This window comes from Streptomyces sp. NPDC103540, assembly GCF_055584445.1.
This window is the reverse complement of sequence record NZ_JBVJMA010000017.1, coordinates 112,370-137,561: the sequence shown is the minus strand read 5'-3', so window position 1 is coordinate 137,561 and position 25,192 is coordinate 112,370. Positions and strand designations below refer to the sequence as shown.

Annotated in this window: 27 protein-coding genes; 12 read left to right on the top strand and 15 right to left on the bottom strand. The window is 74.4% G+C overall.

The window, feature by feature from the left end; all coding sequences use genetic code 11:
• Nucleotides 1-7: 7 nt before the first annotated feature.
• Nucleotides 8-1,321: an MFS transporter gene (locus ACZ6ZI_RS32970; protein ID WP_469527087.1), complete on the bottom strand. Its 1,314-nt coding sequence runs from the start codon at nucleotides 1,319-1,321 to the stop codon at nucleotides 8-10.
• 136 nt (nucleotides 1,322-1,457) lie between these two features.
• On the opposite strand from ACZ6ZI_RS32970, the gene ACZ6ZI_RS32965 reads away from it, so the two are divergent.
• The 4 genes from ACZ6ZI_RS32965 to metX all read left to right on the top strand — a co-directional run bounded on the left by ACZ6ZI_RS32965 (nucleotide 1,458) and on the right by metX (nucleotide 7,332).
• Complete coding sequence (locus ACZ6ZI_RS32965) at nucleotides 1,458-2,342, top strand: ArsR/SmtB family transcription factor (RefSeq protein ID WP_469527085.1); 885 nt, start codon at nucleotides 1,458-1,460, stop codon at nucleotides 2,340-2,342.
• Nucleotides 2,343-2,937: 595 nt separating this feature from the next.
• Nucleotides 2,938-4,404: a hypothetical protein gene (locus ACZ6ZI_RS32960; protein ID WP_469527083.1), complete on the top strand. Its 1,467-nt coding sequence runs from the start codon at nucleotides 2,938-2,940 to the stop codon at nucleotides 4,402-4,404.
• A gap of 379 nt (nucleotides 4,405-4,783) precedes the next feature.
• Entirely contained in the window at nucleotides 4,784-6,145 is a 1,362-nt protein-coding gene (locus ACZ6ZI_RS32955; protein ID WP_469527080.1) for a bifunctional o-acetylhomoserine/o-acetylserine sulfhydrylase, read from the top strand.
• Complete coding sequence (gene metX, locus ACZ6ZI_RS32950) at nucleotides 6,142-7,332, top strand: homoserine O-acetyltransferase MetX (RefSeq protein WP_469527226.1); 1,191 nt, start codon at nucleotides 6,142-6,144, stop codon at nucleotides 7,330-7,332. Before ACZ6ZI_RS32955 ends, metX begins: the two co-directional genes overlap by 4 nt.
• Before the next feature lie 75 nt (nucleotides 7,333-7,407).
• Here metX and ACZ6ZI_RS32945 read toward each other — a convergent pair whose 3' ends face one another.
• Nucleotides 7,408-7,629, bottom strand: coding sequence for a chaplin (locus ACZ6ZI_RS32945; protein ID WP_363058439.1), 222 nt, complete (start codon nucleotides 7,627-7,629; stop codon nucleotides 7,408-7,410).
• A gap of 112 nt (nucleotides 7,630-7,741) precedes the next feature.
• Nucleotides 7,742-8,323: a TetR/AcrR family transcriptional regulator gene (locus tag ACZ6ZI_RS32940; protein WP_469527079.1), complete on the bottom strand. Its 582-nt coding sequence runs from the start codon at nucleotides 8,321-8,323 to the stop codon at nucleotides 7,742-7,744.
• Between the two features lie 105 nt (nucleotides 8,324-8,428).
• On the opposite strand from ACZ6ZI_RS32940, the gene ACZ6ZI_RS32935 reads away from it, so the two are divergent.
• Complete coding sequence (locus ACZ6ZI_RS32935; RefSeq protein WP_469527077.1) at nucleotides 8,429-8,896, top strand: VOC family protein; 468 nt, start codon at nucleotides 8,429-8,431, stop codon at nucleotides 8,894-8,896.
• 23 nt (nucleotides 8,897-8,919) lie between these two features.
• On the opposite strand, the gene ACZ6ZI_RS32930 is transcribed toward ACZ6ZI_RS32935, so the two are convergent.
• Nucleotides 8,920-9,396 (bottom strand): DUF6069 family protein, encoded by a 477-nt coding sequence (locus ACZ6ZI_RS32930; protein WP_469527075.1) that lies wholly within the window; start codon nucleotides 9,394-9,396, stop codon nucleotides 8,920-8,922.
• 201 nt (nucleotides 9,397-9,597) lie between these two features.
• Here ACZ6ZI_RS32930 and ACZ6ZI_RS32925 point away from each other — a divergent pair, with 201 nt between their 5' ends.
• Both ACZ6ZI_RS32925 and ACZ6ZI_RS32920 read left to right on the top strand, forming a co-directional pair.
• The gene (locus ACZ6ZI_RS32925; protein ID WP_469527072.1) at nucleotides 9,598-9,873 is read left to right on the top strand and encodes a GlsB/YeaQ/YmgE family stress response membrane protein; all 276 of its coding nucleotides are present in this window, start codon (nucleotides 9,598-9,600) and stop codon (nucleotides 9,871-9,873) included.
• Between the two features lie 233 nt (nucleotides 9,874-10,106).
• Nucleotides 10,107-11,051 (top strand): helix-turn-helix transcriptional regulator, encoded by a 945-nt coding sequence (locus ACZ6ZI_RS32920; protein WP_469527070.1) that lies wholly within the window; start codon nucleotides 10,107-10,109, stop codon nucleotides 11,049-11,051.
• 10 nt (nucleotides 11,052-11,061) lie between these two features.
• Here ACZ6ZI_RS32920 and ACZ6ZI_RS32915 read toward each other — a convergent pair whose 3' ends face one another.
• The 5 genes from ACZ6ZI_RS32915 to ACZ6ZI_RS32895 form a co-directional block, all read right to left on the bottom strand.
• Nucleotides 11,062-11,406 (bottom strand): STAS domain-containing protein, encoded by a 345-nt coding sequence (locus ACZ6ZI_RS32915; protein ID WP_469527068.1) that lies wholly within the window; start codon nucleotides 11,404-11,406, stop codon nucleotides 11,062-11,064.
• Nucleotides 11,407-11,731: 325 nt separating this feature from the next.
• On the bottom strand, nucleotides 11,732-12,052 hold the full coding sequence (locus ACZ6ZI_RS32910; protein WP_469527065.1) for a DUF6479 family protein: 321 nt from the start codon (nucleotides 12,050-12,052) through the stop codon (nucleotides 11,732-11,734).
• A 168-nt stretch (nucleotides 12,053-12,220) separates the two neighbouring features.
• Nucleotides 12,221-13,996, bottom strand: a complete 1,776-nt coding sequence (locus tag ACZ6ZI_RS32905) for a thiamine pyrophosphate-dependent enzyme (RefSeq protein ID WP_469527062.1) — start codon at nucleotides 13,994-13,996, stop codon at nucleotides 12,221-12,223.
• A gap of 112 nt (nucleotides 13,997-14,108) precedes the next feature.
• Nucleotides 14,109-14,534 (bottom strand): hypothetical protein, encoded by a 426-nt coding sequence (locus tag ACZ6ZI_RS32900; protein WP_469527060.1) that lies wholly within the window; start codon nucleotides 14,532-14,534, stop codon nucleotides 14,109-14,111.
• Nucleotides 14,535-14,641: 107 nt separating this feature from the next.
• The gene (locus tag ACZ6ZI_RS32895) at nucleotides 14,642-15,382 is read right to left on the bottom strand and encodes a restriction endonuclease (RefSeq protein ID WP_469527058.1); all 741 of its coding nucleotides are present in this window, start codon (nucleotides 15,380-15,382) and stop codon (nucleotides 14,642-14,644) included.
• A 253-nt stretch (nucleotides 15,383-15,635) separates the two neighbouring features.
• Between ACZ6ZI_RS32895 and ACZ6ZI_RS32890 the strand changes: the two genes are divergently transcribed.
• From ACZ6ZI_RS32890 to ACZ6ZI_RS32880, 3 genes are all read left to right on the top strand, one after another.
• Nucleotides 15,636-16,874 carry a spore photoproduct lyase family protein gene (locus ACZ6ZI_RS32890; protein ID WP_469527056.1) on the top strand — a complete coding sequence of 413 codons (1,239 nt, stop codon included), beginning with the start codon at nucleotides 15,636-15,638 and terminating at the stop codon, nucleotides 16,872-16,874.
• Between the two features lie 211 nt (nucleotides 16,875-17,085).
• Nucleotides 17,086-17,409 (top strand): STAS domain-containing protein, encoded by a 324-nt coding sequence (locus tag ACZ6ZI_RS32885; RefSeq protein WP_469527055.1) that lies wholly within the window; start codon nucleotides 17,086-17,088, stop codon nucleotides 17,407-17,409.
• Nucleotides 17,410-17,492: 83 nt separating this feature from the next.
• A complete protein-coding gene (locus tag ACZ6ZI_RS32880) occupies nucleotides 17,493-18,536 on the top strand; it encodes a hypothetical protein (RefSeq protein WP_469527051.1) in 1,044 nt (347 codons plus the stop codon).
• A 117-nt stretch (nucleotides 18,537-18,653) separates the two neighbouring features.
• Here ACZ6ZI_RS32880 and ACZ6ZI_RS32875 read toward each other — a convergent pair whose 3' ends face one another.
• The 4 genes from ACZ6ZI_RS32875 to ACZ6ZI_RS32860 form a co-directional block, all read right to left on the bottom strand.
• Nucleotides 18,654-18,824, bottom strand: coding sequence for a chaplin (locus ACZ6ZI_RS32875; protein WP_363058441.1), 171 nt, complete (start codon nucleotides 18,822-18,824; stop codon nucleotides 18,654-18,656).
• Between the two features lie 249 nt (nucleotides 18,825-19,073).
• Nucleotides 19,074-19,466, bottom strand: a complete 393-nt coding sequence (locus ACZ6ZI_RS32870) for a RidA family protein (protein ID WP_363058344.1) — start codon at nucleotides 19,464-19,466, stop codon at nucleotides 19,074-19,076.
• Between the two features lie 34 nt (nucleotides 19,467-19,500).
• A complete protein-coding gene (locus ACZ6ZI_RS32865) occupies nucleotides 19,501-20,334 on the bottom strand; it encodes a hypothetical protein (RefSeq protein ID WP_469527048.1) in 834 nt (277 codons plus the stop codon).
• A gap of 115 nt (nucleotides 20,335-20,449) precedes the next feature.
• A complete protein-coding gene (locus ACZ6ZI_RS32860; protein ID WP_469527047.1) occupies nucleotides 20,450-21,616 on the bottom strand; it encodes an alpha-hydroxy-acid oxidizing protein in 1,167 nt (388 codons plus the stop codon).
• A gap of 165 nt (nucleotides 21,617-21,781) precedes the next feature.
• On the opposite strand from ACZ6ZI_RS32860, the gene ACZ6ZI_RS32855 reads away from it, so the two are divergent.
• Nucleotides 21,782-22,309 (top strand): DinB family protein, encoded by a 528-nt coding sequence (locus tag ACZ6ZI_RS32855; protein ID WP_469527045.1) that lies wholly within the window; start codon nucleotides 21,782-21,784, stop codon nucleotides 22,307-22,309.
• On the opposite strand, the gene ACZ6ZI_RS32850 is transcribed toward ACZ6ZI_RS32855, so the two are convergent.
• Nucleotides 22,276-23,142, bottom strand: coding sequence for a helix-turn-helix transcriptional regulator (locus ACZ6ZI_RS32850; RefSeq protein ID WP_469527044.1), 867 nt, complete (start codon nucleotides 23,140-23,142; stop codon nucleotides 22,276-22,278). The genes ACZ6ZI_RS32855 and ACZ6ZI_RS32850 overlap by 34 nt on opposite strands.
• A 103-nt stretch (nucleotides 23,143-23,245) precedes the next feature.
• Between ACZ6ZI_RS32850 and ACZ6ZI_RS32845 the strand changes: the two genes are divergently transcribed.
• Nucleotides 23,246-24,766 carry an MFS transporter gene (locus tag ACZ6ZI_RS32845; RefSeq protein ID WP_469527043.1) on the top strand — a complete coding sequence of 507 codons (1,521 nt, stop codon included), beginning with the start codon at nucleotides 23,246-23,248 and terminating at the stop codon, nucleotides 24,764-24,766.
• Nucleotides 24,767-24,824: 58 nt separating this feature from the next.
• Here ACZ6ZI_RS32845 and ACZ6ZI_RS32840 read toward each other — a convergent pair whose 3' ends face one another.
• Complete coding sequence (locus ACZ6ZI_RS32840) at nucleotides 24,825-25,082, bottom strand: hypothetical protein (RefSeq protein ID WP_469527042.1); 258 nt, start codon at nucleotides 25,080-25,082, stop codon at nucleotides 24,825-24,827.
• Nucleotides 25,083-25,192 lie beyond the last annotated feature (110 nt).

Here is a 25,192-nt window from a genome sequence, read left to right as displayed (position 1 = left end):
GGGAAGGTCAGTCCCCGAACGCGCGGGCGCGGCGCAGCGGCGACAGCAACAACGGCACCACGGCGCACAGTTCGGCGACCGCTCCGACCCACAGGGCGGCCCGTGCGCCGGCGTACCGGCCGAGCAGGGCGCCGGCGAGGGCTCCGATCGGCATGGCGCCCCACATCACGAAGCGGACCGTGGCGGTGACCCGTCCCAGCAGTTCGGGCGGGCACAGCCGCTGCCGCAGGGTGACCGCGCCGATCCTGAAGGGCATGAAGGCGGCCCAGCCGAGCCCCTGAAGGGCCACGGCCACCGCGAGGCGCCAGTCGGCCTCGAAGCAGGGCACGGCCGCCAGCCACAGCAGCCCGCTCAGCAGGACGGACGCGCACATCGCCGGTCCCGCGCCGAGGCGGGCGGCGACGCGCGCGGTGAGCAGGCCGCCGAGGAGGCCCCCGAGCGCCTCGGCCGTGAACACCAGGCCGCACAGCAGCGGCGACAGGCCGAGTTCACCGGCGAGCAGCACCATCAGCATGGCCGCGCCGATCGTGCCGCACAGGTTCGAGACGGTGCCGGCGAGGGTGACGGCCCGCAGCGCCGGGTGCCCGAAGACGAAGCGCAGGCCCGCCGCGATCTCCGTACGGAGATCCGCCGTGGCCGGGGCGCCGGCCTCGGCATCGGCCTTGGCCTTGGCCTCGGCCTTGGCCTCGGTGGGGGCGTCGGTGCGGCGGATACGGGTGAGCAGCAGCGCGGAGGCCACGTAGCCGAGCGCGTCGAACGCGAGGGCGAAGGGCGCCGCCACCACCGCGAGCAGCGCTCCGCCCACGCCGGGGCCGGCGGCCTGGACGAGGCTCCGGGTGGCTTCGAGTCGGACGTTCGCGGCCTCCAGCGCGTCGCCGTCGACCAGTCGGGGCAGCAGGCTCTGGGCTGCGACGTCGGAGAACACGGTGCAGAAGGAGAGGCCGAAGGCGACCGCGTACAGCTGGGGCAGCGTCAGGACGTCGAGCAGGGCGGCGACCGGGAGCGAAGCGAGCAGGGCCGCCCGGCCGAGGTCTCCCGCGATCATCACGCGGCGGTGCCGCGAGCGGTCCACCCAGGCGCCGGCGGGCAGCCCGAAGAGGAGGAACGCCAGGTACTCGAAGGTCACCAGCAGACCGGCCTGGAAGGGTGTGGCGTGCAGGGTGCCGATGGCGAGGAGCGGGAGGGCGAGCAGGGTGACCGCGGTGCCGGCCTGGCTCACGGTGTCGGCGGCCCACAGGGCGCGGAAGTCGGACGCGGTGGTGGCACGATCCGTGTCGACGATTGCGGCGGTGCCAGCGGCAGCGGGGTGAAAGGGCGTCATGGCCGTGAGATCACCAGGCGGCGGCGTGCGCGACCATTGATTTAGCCTGAGCCGAAAGGTCATGCGGGGCGGGTGCGGCGAGAGGCGGGGCGGGATCATGGGCGCGGTGCGGTTGGGGGCGGACGACCTGGCGAACGTGAGGTTCGCTATCTCCCCGCTGTGGGAGACGGTGGCGGGGCTGCGGGCGGCGACGGATCCGGGTCGGCACGCGGTGCACCTGCCGTGGATCAAGCAGGCCCTGGCGGCCGGCGGTCCGCCGCCCGCACCGGGGTTCGGCATCGGGCTGAACCTGGACGCCGTACCGCCCCCGCGCTGCCCGCTGGCCGGTATCGAGGAGGAACTGGCCGCCGTGACGACGGTGTCCGGCGGGATCGTCGACACCGCCGCCGACACCGACCACGAGGAGGCCGACGGCGACGGGCGCACCGACGTGGTGCTGCGCTGGTGGCGGATCGCGGTGCGGCCCCACTGGCCGCGCGTCCGCGCCGTCCTGGAGGCCGACATCGCCTACCGGACCCGCCAGTTGGCCGAGGACGGCATCGGGGAGGTGCTCACCCGGCTGCACCCGGCCCTGACCTGGACGGGGAACCGGCTCGTCTCGGCCGACCTGCCGGCCGGGGGGCCGCCCCCGGGCGGGGCCGGGGTGACGCTGGTGCCGTCCGCCTTCGCCGACCGCTGCCGGCTGGTGCCCGGGCGGGGCACCGTGCCGCCGTGCGTGATCTACCCGGCCCGGGGGGTGGGCACGTTGTGGGAGCGCGGCGCCCGCCCCGGCGACGGCCTGGCCCGTCTGCTCGGCCGCAGCAGGGCGGGCCTGCTGGCGGAGGTCGCCGCACCGGCCACCACCACGCAACTGGCCGCCCGCACGGGGCTGAGCCCGGGCGCGGTGTCGCAGCACCTCGCGGTGCTCCGGGACGCCGGCCTCGTCACCGGCCACCGCTACGGCCGCGAGGTCCACTACGTCGCCGGCGACCTCGGACGCGCCCTCCTCGGCGACACCGCCGACCCGCTCCCGGCCGGCTGAGGCCTCCGGAGCGAGCGTCGGCGGAAGGAGGCCCGCGCTCCCAGGGCTGCGGGCCTCGCCCGGGTTCGCCCGGCTGCGCGGGCCTCTGGCCGCGCTGGTGCGCGACTGAGCCGAGGAGGGCGTGGGGCCGCCTCGTGCGCGGGGGTGGCCCCTTCGCCGTCGGACGCGGTCACACAAGCGCGTCACGGGCCTCAACAGCCCCGGGTCACGGGCCCGCGTGGTCTCCACCGCCCCTTTCCACGCCGCGTGTTGCTCGCGTGCTGCGGGAACGTGAACTGCGTGAACAAGCCGTGGCCGGCGGTGGAGGAAGGGGCCGCGGCGCACCGGCAGCGGCTAGCGTCCCTCTCGGAGCCGTTCCGAGGAGCCACCGCGACGCGGGACCGGGCACCGGACGCCGGGCCGCACCATCGGCCGCGGTCGTGTCGGCTGCCGTTCACCGCGGTCGGTGCCCGCGCCGAATCCGCCCCGAGCCGCACCACCCGGCACCCGTGACGCCGCCGGTTCCGGGCGCGCCACGCGTGCCCGCGGCTCGCCCCCAGCAGCGCGCAGTGCTTCCCGGCTGCGCCGTCCCCCGATTTCACCCCCGAGGATCCTGATGCCGTTCTCCCTGCCCACGGGCGGGCGCCTCGCCGTGCTCGCCTGCTCCCTCGTCGTGGCCCTCGGCGCCGCCGGCCTCGCGGGATCGCCGGCCTCGGCCGACCCGGCCTCCCCGTTCGGGCCGCAGCCGCCGCAGAACCCGGTCACCGCGGCCAACGGCGCGGCCACCATGCACGGTGACAGCGCCTCCAGCGGCACCACGCCCTACCCGGGTCCCGGCACGGCCGCCGTCGACTACTCCCGTACCGCCCTGGCCTCGGCCTGCCCCACGGTGCTCGTGGGCGGCGACGGCTACGTGATCGCCCTGTGCACCACCATCTTCGGGCAGACGCCGACCGTCCACCTGCTCGATCCCGCCACCGGAGCCGACCTGGCCTCGCTGGCCCTGCCCAAGGGCAGTCTGTTCGGCGGGGTCTACGCCTACCTCGACCACACCGACCGCCTGGTCGTCGTGGACGGGAACGACAACCTGGTCCGCGTCGGCCACCACCGCACCGGCTCCGGTGGCGGCTGGAGCCTGCGGATCGACCAGTCCACCCCCCTGGGCAACGCGGTGCCCGCCGGCGACAACATCGTCGGCCTGACCCCCGCCTGGGACGGCAGGGTCTGGTTCGCCACCAGTGGCGGCGTGATCGGGACCGTCGACACCGGCACCGGGGCGGTCCGCAGCATCAGCACCGGTGAGGGCGTCCAGAACAGCATCTCCACGGTCCCCGGCCGGACCGCCGTCGCCACCGACCACGCCCTGTACCTGCTGTCCGCCGGACCCGACGGCACCCCCGTCGTGGACTGGCGGGCCCCCTACGACCGCGGGCCGGCCCGCAAGCCCGGCCAGCTCAGCTGGGGCACCGGCACCACGCCCAGCTTCTTCGGCCCCGGTGACGGAACCGAGTACGTCACCATCGTCGACAACGCGGCCCCGCACGGGAACCTGCTCGTCTACCGGGCGGCCGGCGGACCGGAGCCGATCTGCCGGGTCCCCGTGCTGACCCAGCACGCCCGCAGCGGCACCGAGGACGCCGTCATCGCCTCCGGCCGCAGCGTCTTCGTCACCAACACCTACGGCTACGCCTATCCGGCCCTGCCCGCGGGCGCTCCCGCCAGTCAGCCCTCGTCCGCGAACTTCGACGGCGGCCTCAGCCGGATCGACGTCGACGCGCGGGGAACGGGCTGCTCGGTGGTGTGGAACAGTCCGGTGAAGTCCGCCGCGCTGCCCCGACTCTCCCTGGCCGACGGGAAGATCTACACCGTCTCCGTGACGGGGCCCACCGGCAGCGCCGGCCTCAACACCTTCGCCCAGTACCACCACTCCGTCATCGACCCGGCCACCGGGGCGCAGCTGAACAAGTCCTTCCTGGGCATCGGGCTGGTCTACAACCCGCTCCAGATGCGGGGTACGGCCGCTCCGGACGGCACCCTCTACCAGGGCACCGAGACCGGGGTGGTCCGCATCTCCAGGCGCTGACCGGGGACCGTCGCCGGATCGGGGCGGTTTGCCCGAAAGCGCTGGTGCGCCGCGTCCCGCCTGTGGTTACCTGAGCGCATGACCGTACTCGTGACCCGTCGCCACGTCGACTACGTGCGTGTCACGACCACGGGTTGTCCCGTCACCGCCTGACGCGGCGCCGCGCGGCATCGCCCCGCGCCACCCACCGAGCCCACCGGGCCCCTCGCGTACTCGTCGTACGCGGCCGCGTCGTACCCCTCGCGTCGTCCCGGGCCGGCTCTCCCGTGCCCGTCCGGGGCCCGCACCCGCACCGCCGTACCGCGCTCGCGCGTACCGGTGGCCACCCGCCGTTCCACGCTCCGCGCTCCGCCCTCCGCCCTCACCTCCGAGGAGTCCCATGAGCCTGCCCATCGACGCCGTCACCGCCGGGCACACCCCCGACGACGAGCCCGCCCGGTCTCACCCCGCGGCCTGGTCCTTCGAGACCCGGCAGCTCCACGCGGGCACCACCCCCGATCCGACCACCGGTGCCCGGGCGGTCCCGATCTACCAGACGACCTCGTTCGTCTTCCGCGACACGCGGCACGCCTCCGACCTGTTCTCCCTCGCCGAGCCCGGCAACATCTACACCCGCATCCACAACCCCACCCAGGACGCCCTGGAGCAGCGCGTCGCCGCCCTCGAAGGCGGCCTGTCCGCCGTCGCCCTGGCCTCGGGGCAGGCCGCCGAGACCCTCGCCATCCTGAACCTGGCCTCGGCCGGCGACCACATCGTCTCCAGCGCCTCCCTCTACGGCGGCACGTACAACCTGTTCCACCACACCCTCCCGAAGTTCGGCATCGAGGTGTCGTTCGTCGAGGACCCCGACGACCTCGACGCCTGGCGGGCCGCCGTACGGCCGCACACCAAGGCCCTGTTCGCGGAGACCCTCGGCAACCCGCGCGGCAACGTCCTCGACGTCCGGGGGGTCGCCGACGTCGCGCACGCGGCCGGCCTGCCGCTCGTCGTCGACAACACCGTGCCCACCCCGTACCTGCTGCGCCCCATCGAGCACGGCGCGGACGTCGTCGTCCACTCGGCCACCAAGTTCCTCGGCGGACACGGAACCACGATCGGCGGCGTGGTCGTCGACGCGGGCACCTTCGACTTCGGCGCGCACCCCGAGCGCTTCCCCGACTTCACCGAGCCCGACCCCAGTTACCACGGCCTGCGCTACTGGCCCGCCCTGGGAGCGGGCGCGTACGCCGTCAAGCTGCGGGTACAACTGCTGCGCGACCTGGGCCCCGCCATCGCCCCGCACTCGGCGTTCCTGCTCCTCCAGGGCGTGGAGACCCTGAGCCTGCGCCTGGAGCGGCACTCGGCGAACGCCCAGGCGTTGGCGGAGTGGCTCGAACAGCGCGACGAGGTCGCGGCGGTGCACTACCCCGGCCTGCCGTCCAACCGCTGGTACGAGGCGGGCCGGCGCTATCTGCCGCGCGGCGCGGGCGCCGTGCTCTCCTTCGAGTTGCGCGGTGGTGTGGAGGCGGGCCGGCGGTTCGTGGACGGGCTGGAACTGTTCAGCCACCTCGCGAACATCGGGGACGTGCGCAGCCTCGTCATCCACCCGGCGTCCACCACCCACAGCCAGCTCGACGAGGCGCAGCTCGCCGCCACCGGCACCACGCCGGGGCTGGTGCGGCTGTCGGTCGGCATCGAGAACCTCGCCGACCTGAGGGCCGACCTGGAGGCGGGCTTCCGCGCCGCGAAGGAGGCGTCCTGAACCCCGCCCCCACCTCGCCGGCCGACGCGGTCCCCCTTCCGGCCACCGGTGCGTGGCGGGAGGGGGACCCGTCGGGGCGTCGCCGGTGGCACCGGCGCGAGCGTCCGCTGGCGTTGGAGACGGGTGGTGTGCTGCCCCGGCTGCGGCTGGCGTTCGAGACGTGGGGGCGGCTCGCACCCGACCGTTCGAACGCGGTCCTCGTCCTGCACGCGCTGACCGGCGACAGCCACGTGGCGGGCGCCGCCGAGCCCGGTCATCCGACCCCGGGATGGTGGGACGCGCTGGTGGGGCCGGGGCGGGCGCTGGACACCGACCGGTGGTTCGTCGTGGCGCCGAACGTCCTGGGCGGCTGCCAGGGAAGCACGGGGCCCGCCTCCACGGGCCCCGGGGGTCGCCCCTGGGGCGGCGCCTTCCCCCGTCTGACGCAGCGCGACCAGGTGCGCGCCGAGGTCGGGCTCGCCGACGCGCTCGGCATCGGGCGGTGGGCCCTGGTGGTCGGGGGGTCCATGGGCGGGATGCGGGCGTTGGAGTGGGCGGTCGGCGAACCGGGGCGGGTGGCCGCGTTGTTGCTGTTGGCGTGCCCGGCCGCGGCGAGCGCGGAACAGATCGCCTGGGCCACGTCGCAGGTCCACGCGATCCGCGCCGACCCCCTGTGGCAGGGCGGCGACTACCACGACGGCGGACCCGGTCGGGGCCCCCACGCCGGGCTGGGCATCGCCCGCCGCATGGCGCACATCACCTACCGGTCGGCCGGGGAGCTCCAGACGCGCTTCGGCCACGCGGCCCAGGAGGGGGAACAGCCCCTGCTCGGCGGCCGGTACCGCGTCGAGTCCTACCTCGACCACCAGGCCGACAAGCTCGTGCGACGCTTCGACGCGGCCAGTTACGTCGCCCTGGCGGAGGCGATGAACACCCACGACGTCGGGCGGGGTCGCGGCGGTCGTCACGCGGCTCTCGGCGGGGTGCTCGCGCGGACGGTGGTGGCCGGTGTGGACTCCGACCGTCTCTATCCGCTCGCGCAGCAGGAGGAGTTGGCGGACGGCATCCCCTCCGCCGACCGGGTGCGGGTGGTCCGCTCGCCCTACGGGCACGACGGATTCCTGTTGGAGACGGATCAGGTCGGCGCGCTGGTGCGGGAGCTCCTCGACACCGCGCCGCGCTCGCCGCGGGCCCGCGCCGGCCCGTAGGGGGCGGCGGGCGGGCGGGCGTCGTGGCGGCGGCCCTCACGGGGCCGCTGCCACGCGCACGTCACGTCACGGCGTTCAGACGTTGGCGCAGACGTTGCCGGCCGCCGGGTTCAGCGCCCCGATCACGTTCACGGAGTTGCCGCAGACGTTGATCGGGATGTGCACCGGCACCTGGACCACGTTCCCCGACAGGACACCCGGCGAACCCACCGCCAGACCGTTCGCCCCCGCGTCGGCCACGGCGGCACCCGCACCACCCAGGACCACACCCGCGGCCACACAGGCGGCGACGACCATCGCGCGAACCTTCATGCTGATCTCCCAACGTGAGACGGAAACGAAACGACCCGCACATCCCACCGCACCCACCCCGCCCACCCCCGACATTCACCTGATGGTGGGCGAAGCGTCAGGCCGGATCGCGCAGTCCCGACAGCAGCCGGTCGAGCGCCTGCTCCGCGGCCCGCGCGTCGCCGCCCCGCGCGATCCACAGGGCGGTCTCGTTCATCGCCCCCGACAGCAGTCGGGCCAGCGGTTCCACCGGCTGGTCGGGGATGGTCCCGGCCGCGACGAGCGCCGTCAGGGCTTCGGCGAGGTGCCGGGCGGAGGACTCCTCGTCCAGGGCCCGCCACTCGTCCCAGCCCAGTACGGTCGGCGCGTCCAGCAGCAGGATCCGTCGCACCGCGGGGTCGGTCCCGGCGGCCAGGAAGGCCCGGCAGCCCGCCCGCAGCTGCTCCCAGAGGTCCTCGTACCGCTCGGCCTCGGCCGCCACCCGTTCGCCCAGCTCCCGCTGCACCTCGGCGACCACGGCGCGGAACAGTCCCGCCTTGCTGTCGAAGTGGTGGTAGGCGGCTCCCTTGGTGACCCCCGTGGCCCGTGCCACCTCGGCCAGCACCACGTGGTGGTACCCGTCGGCCGCGAACCTCCGCCGCCCTTCGGCCAGGAGGGCCTGTCGTGTGGCCGCTCGCTGCTCCGCCCGGATTCCGGTCATCGGACGCACCGCCCTTTCCATTTCGCGTACCGGGGGTATGCTAGCCCCATGGTTCGCATACCCAGGGTATGCGAGATACGTGAAATGGATCCGAAGGGCTCCGTCATGACGAACGAACGCACCGCCTCCCCCGCCGCCGCGCCCGCGCCCGCGAACCGTCTCGGCGGCTTCTACCCGGTGCTCGCCACCCGGGACGTGGCGGCCTCCCGCGACTTCTACACCCGCCACCTCGGCTTCGAGACCACCTTCGAGGCCGACTGGTACGTCAGCCTGCGCCGCCCCGACGCCCCCGCGTACGAGCTGGCCCTCCTCGACCCCACCCACCCGTCCGTCCCCGAGGGTCACCGCACCGCGCTCCGGGGCGGCCTGCTGCTGAACTTCGAGGTGGACGACGTGGACGCCGAGCACCGGCGCCTCGTGACGGAGGCCGGGCTGCCCGAGGTACTGCCCCTGCGCACCGAGGAGTTCGGCCAACGCCACTTCATCGTCGCCGCCCCCGACGGCGTACTGATCGACGTCATCACCGTCATCCCGCCCGGCGAGGAGTACGCCGACCTGTACACCGGCGCCTGAACCGCGCCCGCACGCGCGGTGGTTCAGCGGCGCCGGCGGTGGAGTTCGAGGGCGGCCACGACGGCCACGCCGAGGGTGAGGTGCATGACCGTCAGGGCCGCGACGGTGCCGCCGTCGGCCCCGGAGGACAGCGGGCCCGCGACCGACAGCAACGCCAGTCCGCCGCCCACGTACTGCGCGATCCGCAGGAAGACCGGCTTCCACAGGGCCAGCAGCAGGGCCGCGCCCATCCCGACGACGAGCGGGACCACGGAGGCACCGAGCACTCCCCCGACCGTGATCGGGTGCTCCGTACCGGCGTCGTCGATGACGAGCGAGGCGCCGGACAGCGCGGCGACCGCGAGGACGACCAGGTTGACCGCGGCGGCGCCGACCGCGCCGCCGACCAGGACCTTCCACCAGGCCGCCCCGGTACGGGCCTTCGCCCCTCCGGCGGCACCGGCGCGGACGGAACGGGAAGCGGAGCGGGAGGCGGAACGGGAAGCGGTGCTGCTCGACATGGGGTTTCCTCCGACGTGTGGGTGGCGCGCCGCCGAGTGGCCGGCGGCACGAGGAAACCCTCGGACCTGAACCACGCTTGAGGTCAACCCCGCTCGACCCGTCCTCGACCGGTCCACTTCGGTCGGGGCACGTTTGACCCGCGAGAAAGCGCGCAGACGGCTGTTGACACCGAACCGGTCGAACGGAGTGGGAGACGCATCGTGGGCATCATCGCGTGGATCATCATCGGGCTGCTGGCCGGCCTCATCGCCAAGGCGCTCATGCCGGGCAGGGACCCGGGCGGCATCATCATCACCACGCTCATCGGCATCGCGGGCGGCCTGCTCGGCGGTTGGCTGGGCAAGGTCCTCTTCGGCATCGACTCCATCGACGGGTTCTTCGACCTGTCCACGTGGATCGCCGCCATCATCGGCTCCGTGATCCTGCTGGCCGTCTACCGCCTCGTCACGGGCAATCGCTCCCGCCGACACGCCTGACCCGGCTCCGGACACCACACCCCGAACACCGAGCGGCGGCCACCGGACGACATCTCCGGTGGCCGCCGCTCTGCGCGACCCCCGCCGGTCCCCGCGGCCGCCGGCGCTTCCGCGCCACGCCGCGCCACGCCGATCAGCCGGAAGTCGAGTTCCGGTCGCCGGGAGTCGGCGTTAGGGTCGACGGGACGGCACGCCGAAGACCGGTGGTGCGGCCCGGGACGAGGGAGCGGGGAGTGGACACGCTCTTCTTCAGCAGCGGGAACCTGGAAGAGACCGAGGCGTTCCTGTCGGCGGCGTACACACCGATGAGGATCGGCGGCAGGCCCGAGGAGTCCCGGGCGCGGATCGTGCGCCGCAGCGCCGACGGCCTCATGGTGGACCGGCTGGCCTTCGACTACACGATGGCCTACGACGCCGGCTGCCTGAACCGGGTGTGCCTGCTCACCATGCACCGGGGCACCTGCGCGGACACCACCGACGGGCAGGAGAACGTCTTCGGGCCCGGCGAGACCTTCATGATCGCCCCGCACGACCGCCCGTACCGGGGCGAGGTCCGCGCCGCCCACTACACGATCACGATGTTCGACCCGGCGCTGCTCATTGAAGTGGCCTCCACCGGCGCCGGGTTCCGCGGCCCGGTCGAGATCACCGGGCAACGGGCGATCGACCGGGCCGCCAACGCGCGACTGGGCGCGGCCGTCGCCTACCTGCGCGACCACGTCCTCACGGACGCCGGGATCGACGCCGGCCCCCTGGTGGCCGCGAGCGCCGCCCGCCATCTGGCGGCCGTCGCCCTGTCCGCGCTGCCGAACACCACCCTGGGCGACGACCCGCGGCGCACGGACAGCCGCGACGCCACCAACGACACCCTGCGCAGGGCCATGGCCTTCGTCGAGGCGAACGCGCACCGCGACATCGGCCTGGCCCAGATCGCCGCGGCCGTGCCCGTCACCCCGAGGGCCGTGCAGTACGCCTTCGCCCGCCACGCCAACACGACGCCCCTGGGCTACCTCAGACAGGTGCGCCTGGCCCGCGCCCACGAGGAGCTGCGCCGGGCCCAGGCGGGCACCACCGTCGCGGGGATCGCCCGACGCTGGGGCTTCGCCCACCAGGGCCGCTTCGCCGACGCCTACCGCCGCCGGTACGGGCAATCCCCCTCCGCGACCCTGCGCGGCTGAGCCGACGGCCTCAGGCGGGTACGGAGGGATCCGGTCCGCCGTGCGCGGCACGGACCGAGGGGGCCAGGGTGAAGAGGGTCAACGCGCCCGTGATCTCCAGCAGTCGGCGCAGTTGCGCGGGCAGGGGGCCCACCAGGACCAGCTCCCCGGCGGTGCGGAGCCCCAGCAGGCAGTTGAGGAAGGCGGAGTCCGCGAAGGTCACTTCCCTGACGTCCACCACGAGGCGACCCGCGCCCGCGCGGTCGCGGACCGCCGCCGCCACCCCGGTGAGGTCGGGGACCGTGTCCTGGTCGAACTCCCCCGTGCAGTGGATCACGTACGCTCCCGCCGAGACGGCGTCGAGTCGGACGGGCACTGGCCTTCTCCTCTGTCGCACGGGCGGGCACGCGTGCTCGCCCCGCGCGGCGCCGCGGGTCGAGGGCGTCCTCCCAGCGAAACACGGCGGGCCCGACGGGGGGAGGGCGCCGGGCCGGATGTTCGTTCACGGCGCCGGCCGCCCTCGGCGGCCCGCCGGCCGGACGACCGCCGCGCGGCCCCGCGTCCGAGCGGGATTCCCCACCCCGCACCGGCCCGTCGCGGCGTGGCCGGCGTCCCGCACGTTGCGTTTCGCGGACGATGGGCATCACCCGCCCGGAGGCTCCCCGGCGAGGCGGTGTGGACCGCGCTGCGGGAGGCGGCGGCTACGGCTTGCGCTCCTCCTCGCCGTCGCCGTCGGCGGCGCCGCGGGTGCCGATGTTCCCGTAGCCCTTCATCTCGTGCGGGGACAGCCGCTCGCCGTGACCGGGGAACTCGTCGGCCGCCGGCTCTCGGCGCTCCTCGACGTGTTCGTGCCGTACGGGGGCGGGGCGACGCGGCGCGGCGTCGGACGGTCGCCGGTCCGCCCGGCGCCGGATGCCCCACCAGACGGCAGCGATGAGCAGCACGACGACCACGAGGCCCACGACGAGGAGGAATCCCGCGCCGGCGGCTCCGGCGGCGAGCGGCGGGGAGAGCGCGTCCATGGGTGTCCGCCCTTCTGGTGGTGTTCGGGGTGTTCGGCACCTGCCCCCTCAGGCGGGGCGGAAACGGGGGCGGTCGGGCCCCGCCCGGGCGCCGGCGGGCGTCGTGCCGGGCGGTGGCCTCGTACCGCCGGTGGCGCGGGCCGTCAGTGCCGTCGTGGCGCCGGGCCGTCAGCGCCGTCGGGCCCGCCGGTGGTCGGCCCGCGTGCTCCCGTCCGTCCCGCCGAGACCGCCCGGCAGGATCTCCTTGGCCTTGGCGACGGCGAAACCCCAGCCCTGGGCCACGGTCGGCCTGCCGGGCACCGCGACCTCCTCCGGGTTGGTGAGCACGTCGAGCAGGACCGGTCCCGGTGTGTCGAGGGCGCGCCGTACGCCGTCCACGAGGTCCGCGGGGTCGACGACCCGGATCCCGGTGATCCCCATCGCGGTGGCGAGCGCCGCGAAATCCGGGTTGTCGAGCTCCGTCCCGAATTCCGGCAGTCCCGACTGTTCCTGCTCCAGTTTGACCATGCCCAGACGGCGGTTGTCGAAGACGACCAGCTTCACCGGCAGCCGGTAGGTCCTGATCGTCATGAGGTCGCCGAGCAGCATGCTCAAGCCGCCGTCCCCGCAGAACGCGACGATCTGCCGTTCCGGTGCCCAGAGTTGGGCCCCGATGGCCTGGGGCATGGCGTTCGCCATCGAGCCGAGGTTGTACGAGCCGATCAGGCGTCGGGTTCCGCGCATGGTGACGAACCGGGAGAGCCAGACCGTGGCCATACCCGTGTCGGAGATGAAGACGGCGTCGTCGGCCGCGTGGGCGTCGACCGCGGCCGCCAGTGCCTCGGGGCGGATCTCGTGGTCGCGGTTGTCGAGCGCGGCCCTCAGCTTCCCCGTGAGGCGGTGTTCGGGGTCCGGCTCGGCCAACCGCGCCTGCCCGGCCCGCCAGGCGGCGAACCGCTCGCGGGCGTCGTCCAGGTGCGCTCGGTCCGCGATGGGCTCCAGCAGCGGCAGCAGGGCGCTCAGGGTGGCGCCGACGTCGCCGGCCAGTCCCACGTCGACGGGGGTGCGGCGGCCGAGGTGCTCCTCGCGGGCGTCGATCTGGACGACGCGGGTGTCCTCGGGGTACCAGTCCCGGTACGGGAAGTCGGTGCCCAGCATGAGAAGGGCCTCACCCCGGTCGAGGGCGTGGACGGCGGCCGGGTTCCCGATGAGGCCGGTCTGTCCCACCTGGAAGTCGTTGTCGTCCTCGAAGCCCTCCTTGGCCTTCAGTGTGAGCACCATCGGCGCCGCGAGCAGCTCCGCCGTGCGCAGGACCTCCGTACGGGCGTCGCGGGCCCCTCGACCGACGAGCAGCGTCACGCGGGAGGCGGCGTTCAGCAGCTCGGCGGCCCGCGCGAGGGATGCGTCGTCGGGGCGGGAGACGGGGCGGTCGAGGGCGAAGCGCGTCGGCCGGTCGTCGGTCGTCTCCCGGTCGCCCATGTCCCCCGGCACGGTCAGGACGGCGACGCCTCCCAGGGTGACGGCGGCTCGCACCGCGCTCTCCAGGGCGCGCGGCATCTGGTCCGGGGAGGTGACGGTGGCCCGGTGGACGGCCACGTCGCGGAAGAGCAGGTCGTTGTCGACCTCCTGGAAGTAGTCGCTGCCGATCTCGGCCAGCGGGACCTGTCCGCAGATCGCGAGGACGGGGGCACGGCTCTTGGCCGCGTCGTACAGACCGTTCAGGAGGTGCACGGAGCCGGGGCCGACCGTGCCCATGCACACGCCGAGGGTGCCGGAGAGCTGCGCGCGGGCCCCCGCGGCGAAGGCGGCGGCCTCTTCGTGCCGGCAGGCGACCCAGTCCAGGCCCTCGGTCGTGCGGATGGCTTCGGTGAGCGGGTTCAAGGCGTCTCCGACGACGCCGAAGACGTGCCGGACGTCGAGCTCGCGCAGTGCGTCGACGATGACGCGGGCGACGGTGCGTGCCATGGGAAGCCCTTCGTTGTGGGGTGCGGATCGCGGGACGCGGGATGTGGGGTGCGGGTGCGCCCGGTGGCCCGGGTCGGCGCCTGAACCCCGTGCCCCGGGCGTGGGGCGGGCGTCAGAGCGCGGAGCGGGAGAGGGACTGGGCGCCGCGCAGGGCGACGTCGCCCGCCGCCTCGACGACCGGGGCGGCCGGCGCGGGCGCCGTCGTGAGGGTCCAGGCGCACAGGCCGGCCCAGGTCAGCGCCACGCCCGCGGCCTTGGACCGGGCCGCGGCCCCGGGCAGTGCGAGCCCGAAGACCAGGGTGTCGCCGAGGTCGACGGCGGTCCGGGCCAGGACCACCGTGGGGAGGGCCGGCGCGGGCACCACGACCATCGCCGCCCCGATCACCGCGTCCCTGACTCCCAGGGCCCGCGTGAGCAGCACCGTCGGCGCGTCCTCGGCGAGCCCGCACGGCCGGGTCAACAGTCGGGGGCGCCAGGCGATCGCCGCCCCGTACCCGAGCGTGGCCACCCCCAGGATCCTTGCCATCGCGGTCCTCATGTCCCACCACTCCCGTTCCGCTCGTCCCGGCCCGGCGGGATCGGCCGGGCCGTCACGGGGCGCCTGCCCCGCGTGCGCCGGGCCACGCGTGCGCGGGCGGGGCGGGCTCAGCCGTTCCCGCCGCCGGAGCGCGCCGGGGCGGCCTGCCAGGGCGCGGGGGCGGCGGTGTCGGTCCAGGCGGCCAGGGCCTCGCCGTCGACGCAGCGGATGTCGCAGGTCCGGGCGTACTCCAGGGCGGGGGCGGTGAAGGAGCTGGTGGTGACGACGACGGCCACGTCGGCCTCGTGCACGGCGAAGCAGGTTCCGCCGAAGCGTTGCAGGTCCTGCGAGCCCACCCGGTGGTGCGGGGCGTAGTGCTTGCACTGCAGGACGACGCGGAGCCCGTCCGGGGTGGTGGCGATGACGTCGGCGCCGAGGTCGCCCGCGCCCCCGACCACTTCGACCGAGGTGCAGCCGTCCCGCGCGCAGAGCGCGGCGACCGTGTGCTCGAAGCCGTCGGCGTCCACCGCGGCGTGGTCCAGCGCGTCCGCGCCCACCTCGGGCGGTTCCACCCCGTGCGGGAGCGGCGTGCCGGGCCCCGGGCCGTCGTGGACGGGCACGGGGGCGCGTCGGCGCACGGGCGCCACGCTCCAGCGGGCGCCCGCGACGGCGAGCGTCAGGACGGCCGCCATCACGAGCGGCAGCACCGCGACGCGCAACCCGTCGGCCGCGCCGACGACCTTGACGAAGACGGCCGTCCCGCCCACCGCCGTACCCACGAGGCCCACGGCGAGCAGCACGTCCCGCCCGATCGGCGCGCCGCGGCGCACGGCGCCGTCGTCGTCGTTGCCCACGATCCTCGTAGCCACCGCGTCACCCTCCCCTTCGTCGCCCCGCGCCCCGGCGCGTCAGGGTGTCCTGGCGGCTCGTGTCGGGTGCGGAGATCGACGGGCCGCCTGCCCCCGTTGGGCATGTCCATGCACGTCGAGAGGGGCGTCACCACTCCGGCCCCGGCGCGGGACCGGGCCGGAGCCCGTCGGGGGCCGACCCCGGACGCCCTACAGTGGACAGCCCGGCGGAACACCGGACCGGGACCGGCGACGCGAGGAGCGCGGAGCACCCATGAGCGACCACCGGCCCACCGGCGGAGCCCGCCGCGGCCGTGCGCACGGGGCCCCCGGCGGCCCGCCGGACACCCTGTTCGACCTCGAAGACCTCGCAGACCTCGAAGACCCGGAGGGCCGCGAGAGCCGGCGCCCCGCGCGGGCGGCGGCCGGCCCGTCGTTCCGCGACTCGCCCGCCGCCCGGCGGCTGCTCTCCGTACGGGAGATCCACGCCGAACCGGCGGCCGCCGCGTCGCCGCGCGGCCGGCAGGTCCTCGCGCGCTTCCCCGACGCCCGCGTCATCGACGTGGACTCGCACTGGCGGATCCCGGAGCTGCACGGCAACGAGGGCAACCTCGAACGTTGGGTGCGGATCAAGAGCGAGGTCCTCGTCCTCGGCGAGAAGAAGACCCTCACGACCCGGCCGAACGGCAGATCGGCCGACTGGATCGCTCCGGGGCCCGCCAACGGCTGCGCGATGGCCTGCGCCTACTGCTACGTCCCGCGACGCAAGGGCTACGCCAACCCGATCACCGTCTTCACCAACATCGAGCGGATCCTCGCCCACCTCGACCGGCACATCGCACGCCAGGGGCCCAAGCGGGAGGCGAACCAGTGCGACCCGCACGCCTGGGTGTACGACATCGGCGAGAACGGCGACTGCTCCGTGGACGCCCTCGTCAGCGACAACGTCGCCGACCTGGTGCAGGCCTTCGCCCGCCGCCCCACCGCCAAGGCCTCCTTCGCCACCAAGTTCGTCAACCCCGACCTGCTGCTCCTCGATCCGCGCGGACGCACCCGGGTGCGGTTCTCGGTGATGCCGCCCGGTGACGCGCGCCTGCTCGACCTGCGCACCAGCCCCGTGGAACAGCGCGTCGAGGCCGCGGCCTCCTTCGTCGAGGCCGGCTACGAGGTGCACTTCAACCTCTCCCCCGTCGTCATCCGGCCGGGTTGGGAGGCCGACTGGGGGCTGCTCCTCCAGCGGATGGACGACGTCCTGCCCCGTGCGGTCAAGGCGCAGGCGGCGGCGGAGGTGATCATGCTGACGCACAACCGCGACCTGCACGCGTTGAACCTCGCCTGGCACCCCCGGGCCGAGGACGCCCTGTGGCGCCCCGACATCCAGCAGGCCAAGCGCTCCGAGAACGGCAGTTGGAACGTCCGTTACCGCAACGCGGAGAAGGCCGCGGCCGTCGAGTCCGTGCGGGCGCTGGTGGCGGCGCACGCCCCCTGGCTGCGGATCCGCTACGCGTTCTGAGGCGGCCTCGGTGGCGAGGGGTTGACCGGCGCGCCAGAGGGCAGGATGAGCGTACGAACAGCCTGGTCGGGCGGAGTCCTCCGCGGGCCCGTGATGAGGTGCGTGTGGTCCCGCCCGATGTGCGCGGCCCCACCGCGCGCTTGCCGGCCGGCTCCGCACCGCCCCCACGGAGACGACCGCGAGGGGCTCCCGCAGCGAAGGCGGTCACGACATGCGCCTGCTCGACTTCGTGGTCGACGTCGACGCCACCACGCACCCCGACCGGATCGTCGTCTCCGTCGTCGGCGACCTCGACGTGTACACCTGCGGCCCCCTCGCCGACGCCCTGGACGGGATCCGTCCGCGCGGGGGGATCCTCAGCCTGGACCTGTCGGCGGTCCCGTTCCTGGGGACGGCCGCCCTCCACGTGCTGTTGGCGTTGCGCCGTCGCGCCATCGACGACGGCTGGACCCTGGAGCTGACCGGGGTGCCCGACCAGGCCCGGCGCGTCCTGGACCTCACGGACACCCGCCACCTCTTCACCCTCCTGTCCTGACGCCCGCCGACGGGTCGCCGCCCGGCCCTCGAACCGGCTGCTGTCGTCGGCTCGTTGTCGGTGCCCGTGTCTAGGGTGGCGCCATGGAGATCACGCAGCGGACCCTGATGGAGGCCTGGCGGCGCAAGGCCGCCGGACACGCCCTGCTCGACGGCATAGAGCCACCCACCGTGGTGTTCTCGGACGACGAGCTGGAGGAGTGGATCGAGCGCACCGAGGAGACGGAGGACGGCGGCCTGTGTCTGCTGCCGGCGCAGGACGGCACGGTGTACGGCCATCTCGCGCCCCACGGTGAGGTCTCCACCGTGCGCGGTCTCGACCAGGCCCTGTACCTGATGGTGGAGGCGTCGTTGCGTGGGCGCGGTGGCGCTCCGGCGGACGTGGCCGAGGCCCTGGAGTCGGTCGATCCGGCGTGGGGCCGACGCTTCCGCGGCGGCGGCCTCGACGACCCGGGCACGGTGGAGGCCTGCGGGCGCGACCCGTTGGACGGGCTCGCGTGGTTGGCCCGGTCGTGGCGCGAGCAGGACCCGTACACGACGCTGGCGTTCCACCGCGCGGCTCCGGGCCGGACCGTCGACCCCGAGCGGCTGGCCCTCCTCTACGGGGCCGACCCCGCGCAGATCGCGGCCGGTACGCGGCTGGAGGACCTGCGGGCCGTGGACGGCGGCCGGGCCCACCTGGACCGCCAGTGGAGGAGCTGCTGCTACGGGCAGGCGGGTGGCTGGACGTTCCTGCTGTACCACGACACCCCACCGGGCGCCTTCGCCGACAAGGAGGCGTACGCGGCCCTGGGCGTCGAGGAGAGCGTGTGGCTGAGCGCCACCTCGGCGAAGGCCATCTACACCTTCGACTACGTCAGCGATGGCCGCCGCGTCGACGACGGCCTGGGCATCCTCGAACTCATCCGGTACGAGTACGGCCACGCCCCCTTCCCGCGGGGCGGCGAACTGGACTTCCTCAACCGGGCCCTGCGGCGGGCCGAGTTGGACCACCCCGAACTGTCGGACACGTACGCGCTGTTCTTCCATGCCCTGGAGGATTCCCTCGGCCTGAGCCTGCCGCGCCGGGACTTTACCGAAGGGGAGGTACGGGCCGCGTACTGGGCCGGGACCTTGCCCCGGGGGTAGGTCACCGTCGGCCGCCGAACGCGCGTGAGCGCGGCCTGCCGGGGAGGAAGCCGGGGCCGCGCTCACGTGTCACACGGGGAACCGTCGGGGGGTCCCCGGTGTGCCGCCGGGGCCGGTTCAGGCGTTGACGCAGGTGTTGCCGAAGGCCGGGTTCAGCAGGGCGATGACGTTGACGGTGTTGCCGCAGACGTTGACGGGCACGTGGACCGGAACCTGGACGACGTTCCCGGAGGCGACACCCGGCGAGCCGATGGCCGCGCCCTGGGCACCGGCGTCGGCGGAGGCCATGCCGGCACCACCGAGCAGGATGGCGCCGGTGGCGGTGATGACGGCCGTGGTCTTCTTCACTGGGTCTCCTTCAGGATGTACGTCTGTACGTGGATCGAGAGCGGGCGTCGATCGTGGGCCCGGCATGTGGGCCCACGACGGACACTCGTCCCCTCCAACGGACCCGCGGGGCCCCCGGACACGCTGTTCAACCCATTCGGGTGCCGGGCGTACGCCGCGCCCGCCGGGAGGCGGGGCCCCGCCTCGGGTTCACATGACGACGGCGTCGACTTCCACCTCGACCAGCCAGGCCGGGTCGATGAAGCGGGACACCTCGACGAAGGTGGTCACGGGGCGGACGGAGGCGAAGCGTTCGCCGTGCGCCCGGGCCGCTTCCTTCCACCGGGTCACGTCGGTGAGCATGACGCGCGTCCGTATGACGTCGTCCAACGAGGCGCCCGCCGCCTCCAACGCGCGTTCGGCGATGTCCAGGCAGCGGACCGTCTGCGCGTACACGTCGCCCGGCCCCACGGTGGAGCCGTCCTCCGCGATGGGGGCGGTACCGGCGACGGCCACCTGGTCTCCGCGCCGTACCGCGCGCGAGAAGCCGATCTGTGGTTCCAGGGGGGAACCCGAGCCGATGGTCTGTCGAATGCGTTCCATCCGATCATGCTCGCAGACCGGTTCGGGCGGTGGCCTAAATTCCGTCGGCGCCGCGGCCGAGCTCGCCGCCGGTGAACGCGTCCACCACCAGCAGGACCAGGAGGACCACGCCGCCGAGCGAGCAGAACAGCAGGAAGGAGCCGAGCACCACGTTCAGCAGGCGCAGGTACGGGGCCTGCGGCACCAGCACGTCCGCGGGATCTCCCGGGTCGTAGGCGACCGTGACGTACGGGCCGGCCTCGCCGTGCACGAAGCCCCGGTAGGTGCCCGTACCGTCCACGTACACGTACGCGCCCCTCGTCGCGGCGGCCGTGGCGATCACGGTGACGCCGTGCCGGTGCAGCCACCGCTCGCGCAGCCACCGGCGGACCGTGTACACCCCGACTCCGAAGCTCAGCCAGGTGATGCCGCCGATCGGGACCATCATGATGACCGACGCCCCGGTGCCCGTCAGGCCGGCCGCCACGGTCGCGGCGACGAGCGTGACGAGGAACGCGAGCATGCCCCACAGGAACCTTCGCACGAACCTCCGGTGCCAGGTCGGGGCGAGGGAGCGGACGACGGTCAGGGCGGCGCCGTCGACCTCGCCGTCCTCCCGGTCCGGGAGCAGCGCGTTCAGCCCGTCGGCGAAGACGGTGGCGGCGGCCTCGCTGACGTCGTCCACCCGGTAGACGGTCGGGGCGACCCCGTGCGGGGCGCGCAGTTCGATCGTCAGCGTCCGTCCCGCGGCGCGCACCCGTGCGATGGCGTCGGGCACGAAGGTGACCTGCTCTCCCGGGCGGTCCAGGACGAGTGCGTCGTGTTCGGCGGTGAGCACGGCGCCGCCGCGGCCCTTGAGGACGGGCAGGGAGGAGGGGGTGATCGACATGGGCATGATCGTATTGCGGGTTCTCCGCCACGTCAGCCCTTCGCGTCAGGGGTTCCCGTGCCGGGTGGTGCCCCGCGGCCCGGAGCCCTCGGGCGGTGGCGGGCCGCGGGGGCGTTCAGAGGCGTACGAGGGATGCGGGCGTGAGGTCGGACAGGGTCGGGTAGCCGTCCACGGCCATGATCAGGTCGGCTTCCGCGAGCAGCGAGCGCAGGACGTGGACGATGCCGTCGGCACCGCCGAGGGCGAGTCCGTAGGCGTACGGGCGGCCGACGCCGACGGCGGTGGCGCCGAGGGCCAGTGCCTTGATCACGTCGGCGCCGCTGCGGACGCCCGAGTCGAACAGCACGGGCAGGCCGTCGGCGGCCTCGACCACGCCGGGCAGCGCCTCCAGGGCGGGCAGGCCGCCGTTGGCCTGGCGGCCGCCGTGGTTGGAGCAGTAGACGCCGTCGACGCCGCCGTCCCTGGCGCGGCGTACGTCCTCGGGGTGGCACAGGCCCTTGAGGATGATCGGCAGGTCGGTGAGCGAGCGCAGCCACGGCAGGTCGTCCCAGGTCAGCGGGTTGCCGAAGACGCTCACCCACTCCAGGACCGCCGCCCCGGGGTCCTCCTCGGGGGCCTTGGCCAGCCGGGCGCGGAAGACCGGGTCGGTGAGGTAGTTGGCGAGGCAGTGGCCGCGCAGCTGCGGGAAGTTGCCCGCGGCCAGGTCGCGGGGACGCCAGCCGGTGACCCAGGTGTCGAGCGTGACGACGATGCCCTTGAACCCGGCGGTCTCGGCGCGGTGGACGAGACTGGCGGCCAGGTCGCGGTCGGTGGGGGTGTAGAGCTGGAAGAAGCCCGGGGTGTCGCCGAACTCCGCGGCGACCCGCTCCAGGGGATCGACGGTGAGGGTGGAGGCCACCATGGGCACGCCCGTACGGGCGGCGGCGCGGGCGGTGGCGAGGTCGCCGTGACCGTCCTGGGCGCAGAGCCCGATGACGCCGACGGGGGCCATGAACAGGGGCGCGGGCAGGGTGTGGCCGAAGAGGTCGACCGACAGGTCCCTGCGGGCGGCGCCGACCATCATCCGGGGGTACAGGCCCCACCGCTCGAAGGCGCGGACGTTGGCGCGCTGCGTGTGTTCGTCGCCGGCGCCGCCCGCGACGTAGGAACGGACCGACGGCGGAAGGGCGGCCAGGGCCCGTTCCTCCAGCTCCTCGTGCGTCATGGGCAGCGTGGGCAGGACACCGCCCAGGCCGCCCAGGTAGATCTCGTTCTGGTAGTCACCGAACCGATGGACCGTCATGTGGTGCCTTCCTGTGAGGGGTGCCGGGTCAGGCAGGTCGAACAGGTGGCTTGGCCGTGGTGGTCCGACCCTACGGTGCGCGGTGCGTCCCGGCCCCGGTGTGCCGGGACACGGGAGGTCCGCCTTTCGGGACCGGCCGGCGGACGCGCTTGCTACGGTGATCACGTGACGGCTTGCGCGGAATGCGGTTTCGCCTACGACGAAGACCTCGCGCCCACGGTCCCGGCGCTCGCCCGGACCCTCGGGGGCGCCTACGCGGAGCTCCTGCGGGCGGAGCCGGACGCCTTGCGGCGGCGCCCTGCGCCCGAGGTGTGGGCGCCCCTCGAATACGCCTGCCACGTGCGGGACGTGCTGCTCGTCCAGCGGGAACGGGTCCTGGCCGCGCGCCGCCACCGGACGCCCGTCGCCGAGCCCATGGGGCGCGACGAGCGGGTCGAACACGACGGGTACCTCGACCAGCGGCCCGCCGACGTGGCCCGACAACTCCAGGACGCGGCGATGCTGTTCGCGGGCACCCTGGAGCGGCTGTCGCCCGCCGACTGGGAGCGCACGCTGATCTACACCTGGCCCGAGCGCGAGGAGCGCTCCCTGCGCTGGCTCGCCGTGCACACCCTGCACGAACTGCGCCACCACCTGCGCGACATCGAGGGCCCGTCGGGTCAGCTCCGGTCCGCGGCCCGGTCGGCGACCTGAACCGACAGCAGGCGCAGCGCGTCCGCCGAGGTGGTGTCCCGGGGGGTGTAGACCTCCAGCCGGTGGTCGGGGCTGTCGGGCTGGAGCCACACCTGGTAGTCGACGTCGACGTCGCCGACGGTCGGGTGCCGCAGGCTCATCGCCCCCGCCGTGCAGTCCGCGACGTCGCCCTTGGCCCACAGCTTCGCGAAGTCCTGGCTACGCATGGCGAGTTCGCCGATCAGCTCGGCCAGGCGGGCGTCGGTGGGGTGGCGGCCCGCGGTGAGTCGGAGGTAGGCCACGTGGACGCGGGCGAGTTCGTCCCAGTTGCGGTGGAGGTCCCGGGTGAGCGGGTCGAGGAAGAACATCCTCGGTACGGACGGCCGTCGGGCGGGGTCGTGGGGCGCTTCGAAGTCGACGTGCTCCGCGACGAGGGCGTGTCCGGTGCGGTTCCAGGCCAGTACGTCGCCCCGCCGGCCGAGCACCACGGCCGGCGTGCCGTCCCCCAGGGACTCCAGGAGCGAGAGCACCCGCCGGTGCGGCCTTTCCGGGCGGGGGCGCGTGAGCGGTGAACCGGCGCGCTGTCGGGCGAGGTTGTGCAGGTGGGCCTTCTCGGCGGGATCGAGCCGCAGCACGTTCGCCAGCGCGTCGAGGACCTGCCCGGAGGCGGTGCCGGGCTGCCCCTGCTCCAGGCGGGTGTAGTAGCCGGCGCTCACGCCGGCGAGCTGGGCGAGTTCCTCGCGGCGCAGGCCCGGTACGCGGCGGGCGGTGCCGTAGGTGCGCAGTCCGACGTCGGCGGGCGTGACGCGGTGGCGGCGGGTCTTGAGGTAGGCCCCGAGGCTCTCCAGTTCCATGCCGTCGAGCGTAGCCGGCGCGGCGCGTTCCCGGGTGTCCCCGTCAGGTGTACCCATGACGCGGGGATGGCCGGCGGGCGGGCGCCCCCGCACCGTCGGAGGCATGAACACCTCTCCCCTCCCTCCCCCGCCCGGCCTGCGGTCGTGGCTCGGCCTGTCGGTGGTCCTCGGTCCGGTCCTGCTGGTCGCGATGGACGGCTCGGTCCTCTTCCTGGCGACGACCGACATCGCCGAGGCCCTGTCGCCCACCGCCGACCAGGCGTTGTGGATCCTGGACGTCTACGGGTTCGCCGTCGGCTCCCTGCTCATCGCGTTCGGGAGCATCGGCGACCGGTTCGGGCGGCTGCGGCTGCTGATGGCCGGCGCGGCGCTGTTCGGCGTCGCGTCGGTGGGTGCGGCGTTCGCCCCCGGGCCGCAGGCGTTGATCCTCTTCAGGGCCCTGATGGGCGTGGCGGGCGCCACGCTGCTGCCGTCGGCGTTGGCGGTGCTCAGCGGGCTGTTCGCCGATCCGCGCCTGCGGGCGCGGGCGATCGGGATCTTCGCGGCCGGTTTCGCGGCGGGTTTCGCCATCGGCCCGTTCGTCGGCGGTCAGTTGCTCGGCCGCTTCTGGTGGGGCTCGGTCTTCCTGATCAATCTCCCGGTCGTCGCGCTCTTCCTGGTGCTGGCCCCGGTCCTGCTGCGCGAGGTGCCGACGACCCGGACCGGCCGCGTCGACGCCCTGAGCGTCCTCCTGTCCGCCGCGGGCGTCCTGGCGACCGTGCACGCCGTCAAACAGGCCGCCGCGCAGGGGCTCTCGACGGTCCCGGTGGTCACCGGCATCGGCGGCGTCCTCGTCCTGGGGTGGTTCGTACGGCGGCAGTCGCACCTGGAACAGCCGCTGATCGACTTCGGCCTCTTCCGCGACCGGGTCTTCTCGATCGCCGCCGTCACCGGACTCCTGCCCCTGGCCGCGTGGTCGGCGACGGCCTACCTCGGCGGCGTCCACCTGCGGTCCGTGCTCGGGCTGACGGTCCGGGACGCGGCCCTGGTCGCGCTCCCGGGCGCGGCCGTGCTCACCGTCACCTGCGTCGTCACGCCGGCCCTGGTCGCGCGTACCGGCGTCCGGGCGGCGTTCCTCGCCTGCCACTTCCTCATCGCCGCGGGCGTGCTCCTGCTCCTGCTCACCACCGTCTCCGGTGGCCTGGGTTGGTACGTGGCCTCCACCGTCGTCGCCGGCGTCGGCTACGGCGTCTCCTTCAGCGTCGTCGCCGACACCGTCGTGGCCGCCGTTCCCCCGGAGCGCGCCGGATCCGCGGCGGCGCTCGCCGAGACCGGCAACGAGATCGGCAACGCCCTCGGGATCGCGCTCCTCGGCTCGCTGGCCGCCGTGGTCTTCCGGCTCCAGGGCCCCGATGTCGCCGCCACCCTCAACGAGACCTTGCGGACACCCGGTCTCGCGGCCCCGGTCGCCGAGGACGCGAAGGCGGCCTTCGTCAGCGGTCTGCACCTCGCCGCCGCCGTCGCGGGCGGCGTCCACGTCGTGCTCGGCGCCTTCGCGCTGCGCTACCTGCCGGGGCGGCGCGCCGCCACGGCGGAGGAGGCCCGTACCGAGGAGGCCCCCGTCGAGGGGCGCGGCGTGCGATGACCCGCGGATCCGCACGCGGGCGGCCGTACGACGGCCGGCACCGCCCGTCGTGGCCGGCTCAGTCCTCGGGGGAGGCGGACGGGCGACGCAGCTCGCAGAGGGCGACGGCGATCTTCACCCCGGTCGAGATCGTCAGGGCCTGGAGGAACGGCATGCCCATGAGCCACAGGGCCACCATCATGATCGTGAGCACCATGAACGCGGGCAGCAGGTTCGTCCCCCGGACCACGGTCCGCAGATGCTCCGCGACGCCCCGCCGCCGGTCCGCCCTTCCGGTCGGGTGCCCGGTGACGTGCGCCTCCTCGGCCTGTGACATCGGCTGCCGCCCTTCCTCGTCCTCGTCTCCGGCCGCAAGCCTCGGGTCCGCGTGCCCGGACGGCCACCGCCGGCGCCTCCGCCGCCTCCGTCCGGGGGACGGTTTCACCC